The organism is Helicobacter pylori, assembly GCF_014497725.1.
Taxonomy (GTDB): domain Bacteria; phylum Campylobacterota; class Campylobacteria; order Campylobacterales; family Helicobacteraceae; genus Helicobacter; species Helicobacter pylori_DE.
Map to the genome: position 1 here is coordinate 1 of NZ_JACTGF010000017.1, position 3,096 is coordinate 3,096.

A 3,096-nucleotide genomic window follows, 5' to 3' on the forward strand; every position below is an offset into this window, starting at 1 on the left:
GTCGGTGCAGGGATAGGGAAATGTTTTTTCAATCTTGCTTTTTATCTGATTTCATTATTGATTGCTTGTTTTTGTTTGTTTTAGGGGTTTATTCTTTTATTCTTTATTCTTTATTCTTTTATTCTTTATTCTTTATTCTTTATTCTTTATTCTTTATTCTTTATTCTTTATTCTTTATTCTTTATTCTTTATTCTTTATTCTTTTATTCTTTATTCTTTTATTCTTTATTCTTTTATTCTTTTATTCTTTTATTCTTTTATTCTTTTATTCTTTTATTCTTTTATTCTTTTATTCTTTTATTCTTTTATTCTTTATTCTTAACCCTACAAGATGATTTTTATGGATTAAAAATAATTAAGGGAGAAAGATGAGTGATTGCAAAATGAGTAGGGTTAGTAGGAAATTGTTTAATAATATTAAGTCATTTTTACACCATAAGCTTAAAACAATGATACGCATTCAAAGCGTGAATGATTTACAATTGGTCTTAAAATGGCAGGATAGAGTTTTAGAGTGCCCCAAAGTCTTATCGCATTGAAAGAACTCAATCGCAAGCTTTATAATCAAGGTATTAGGCATACGATTATGATGCAAGGCTTGTTTTTGTTCTTTGAATATTTTGATAATAGGATTAAGCTCAAATCCTTGCACAATCTGGCAGAAGAACAGGTTATAGACTTCTTATTTGGATTAGCCAAAAACAGGAAGCCAAGCTCTATGGCTAAATATGTGATGGTTTTAAGACAATTCTTTGATTATTTAGACAAGAAAAGAAACTATAGCTTTGATTTTGAACTTAAAAATCTATCGTTTGCCAAGAAAGAGACGCATTTGCCTAAACATTTGAATAAAAATGATTTTAAGGCTTTTATCCAAGCTCTTCTAAAATACCATCCCAAAACCAGTTTTGAAAAACGCAATCAGTGTATTTTACTGCTTATCGTATTAGGGGGATTAAGGAAGTTTGAAGCCTTAGATTTGGAGCTAAAAAACATTGCTTTAGAAAATAACCACTACCGCCTTTTAATCAAAGGCAAAAACAACAAAGAAAGATACGCTTATATTGAAAAAGAGTTTTTGCAAGTTCCTTTGAATGCGTGGCTAAGCGATACTAAACGATTAAAGAGTTTTAAGGGGCGTTTTGTGTTTAAGAAAGCAAAAAACAACACCACACAAAAAACTTGCTCTTTAAAGGGCTTTATTGCTAAAATTTTTAAGCTCTCTAATATTGATGTAAAATCTTATGGATTAGGTTTGCATCTTTTTAGGCATAGTTTTGCTACTTTTATTTATGATGAAACACAGGATTTGGTTTTAACTTCAAGAGCGTTAGGGCATAGTTCTTTGCTTTCTACTAAAATCTATATCCATACCACTCAAGAACACAATAAAAAAGTGGCTCTTGTGTTAAAAGGATTGTTAAAAAATGAAAAAAGCGAGTAAGCTTTTAAGAAATCTTGATTTATTTTGATTTTTGAGTTATAATGCATCTACATTCAATGGGCTAACCGAAGCCCACCTTTTCACAAACTACTTAAATTTTCCAAGTCTTTATTTCCGATGCTTTTAATTAAATCATCTAAAAACAAGACGATTTTACTTGGTTCTACACTGATATTCATAGGCATTTTTGCCCTATCATTGTCTTTTAACCCAGTGAAATAAGTCGTAATGCGTGGGCGGTTGTTTGGTTGGATTTTGAGTAAATTTTCCCAATGATACGCGCGATTTCTAATCGTCCATAACAAGTTTAAAGCAATATGAACCTTTGAAGCACCAGATAATGGATTTTTCTTATTGTTGATAAATAATGCATTTTTATTATTGGGGTAATAGGATTTGAAATTGATGTGCTTTAAATCTAATATTACTCCCTCTAACTTATAACAAAAAATAAGCCTAACCACTGCCCCTAAAGACATTTTAGATAAGATTAAAGAATGCGTGATTTCTTTTTTCTTTTCTTTTTGTTCGTTAATTAAATCTGTTAAAGAATTTTCACTAAACACCCAATCACTCCCCTTAATTTGGGTTAAGCAATAGTCTAAAGCGTTGCGTAAATAAATTTCTAAATTAGAAATTTTAGGCGTGATAGAAGCAATGAGTTTTAAATTTTCTTTGTATTGCTCTAGGCTGTCATAAGTATCTAATCTGTCTTTAGAGAGAATGAGTGTAATATCATTTTTAAAATGTTTTAAATCTTGCATGATTTCTCTTAAGGTTTTTTGAAAAATTATAACTAAAAATAATTTTCAAAAATTGCCCTAAAAAGCTTTTGTCATTTGCTAGCTCTATGAGACTTGGGAAGTTCAATCGTCTCCACACCCACTCTAACACCAGGATGTCCTGGCATGTCTCTCATGTTAGCCGTAGTGCTGTTTATCGTAGATTTTGCGTCTTTATAAGCTTCTAGTGTTCTACCAAATGCTGAACGACCCACACTCTTAAGACTTCCAGCTATGGCTCCAGCTCCAGCGCTAGCCATTTGCACACCTTGATAATATGAAGCTTTTAGCATCCGTTAGACCACCTTGTGTGCCAAAGATAGCGTTAATCATTTCGGGGACTTTTTGAATAAATGTCAGTGAAATTCCTATTACTACAATAATGCCAAATTTAGCCACTATTTCAGTACTCCATCCCACTTTGATTGCGTATTGTAATGCAAAAGAGTTGAATAACACTAATAGCAACAACAAAGGCATGTAAAAAGTCAATGAAATAATTTTTTTCACATAAGACACTAAAAAACCTCTAGTCTGCTGAAAAAACCCTAGCGGTAGCATGAAAATAACCAAAGACAAGTAAATAATTTTTTCTAAATAAGTCATAAAAACATAACAGAAAACTTTGAACAATAAAAATAATTCTAATCCTAAAATAACTAATAACAAAACAGCTGCAATAAGGGTTTTTAGCGATAGTCCATTATTAATTTTGAAGTTTTCATATAGTTCATTTAAACTCGGTGAATTACCCAATCGCTTTAGCGATTGGGCTTTTTCTTGATTCATCGCTCCATAACTAGCTAGATCTAATATGTTGCCATATTTAGAACTAACCCCATTAGAGGAAGCTCCACAAGCTTTGATGCA

Annotated in this window: 1 protein-coding gene and 2 pseudogenes; 1 reads left to right on the top strand and 2 read right to left on the bottom strand. The window is 31.1% G+C overall.

What is annotated here, in order from left to right; all coding sequences use genetic code 11:
• The first annotated feature begins 368 nt into the window (after positions 1–368).
• A pseudogene (locus H7N69_RS07740) lies at positions 369–1,444 on the top strand (tyrosine-type recombinase/integrase).
• An 80-nt stretch (positions 1,445–1,524) separates the two neighbouring features.
• Here H7N69_RS07740 and H7N69_RS07745 read toward each other — a convergent pair.
• Together H7N69_RS07745 and H7N69_RS07750 are read right to left on the bottom strand one after the other, a co-directional pair.
• Complete coding sequence (locus tag H7N69_RS07745) at positions 1,525–2,208, bottom strand: hypothetical protein (RefSeq protein WP_001153164.1); 684 nt, start codon at positions 2,206–2,208, stop codon at positions 1,525–1,527.
• A gap of 71 nt (positions 2,209–2,279) precedes the next feature.
• Positions 2,280–2,967 (bottom strand): annotated as a pseudogene (locus H7N69_RS07750) (type IV secretion system protein); the annotation flags it as partial.
• Positions 2,968–3,096: the final 129 nt, after the last annotated feature.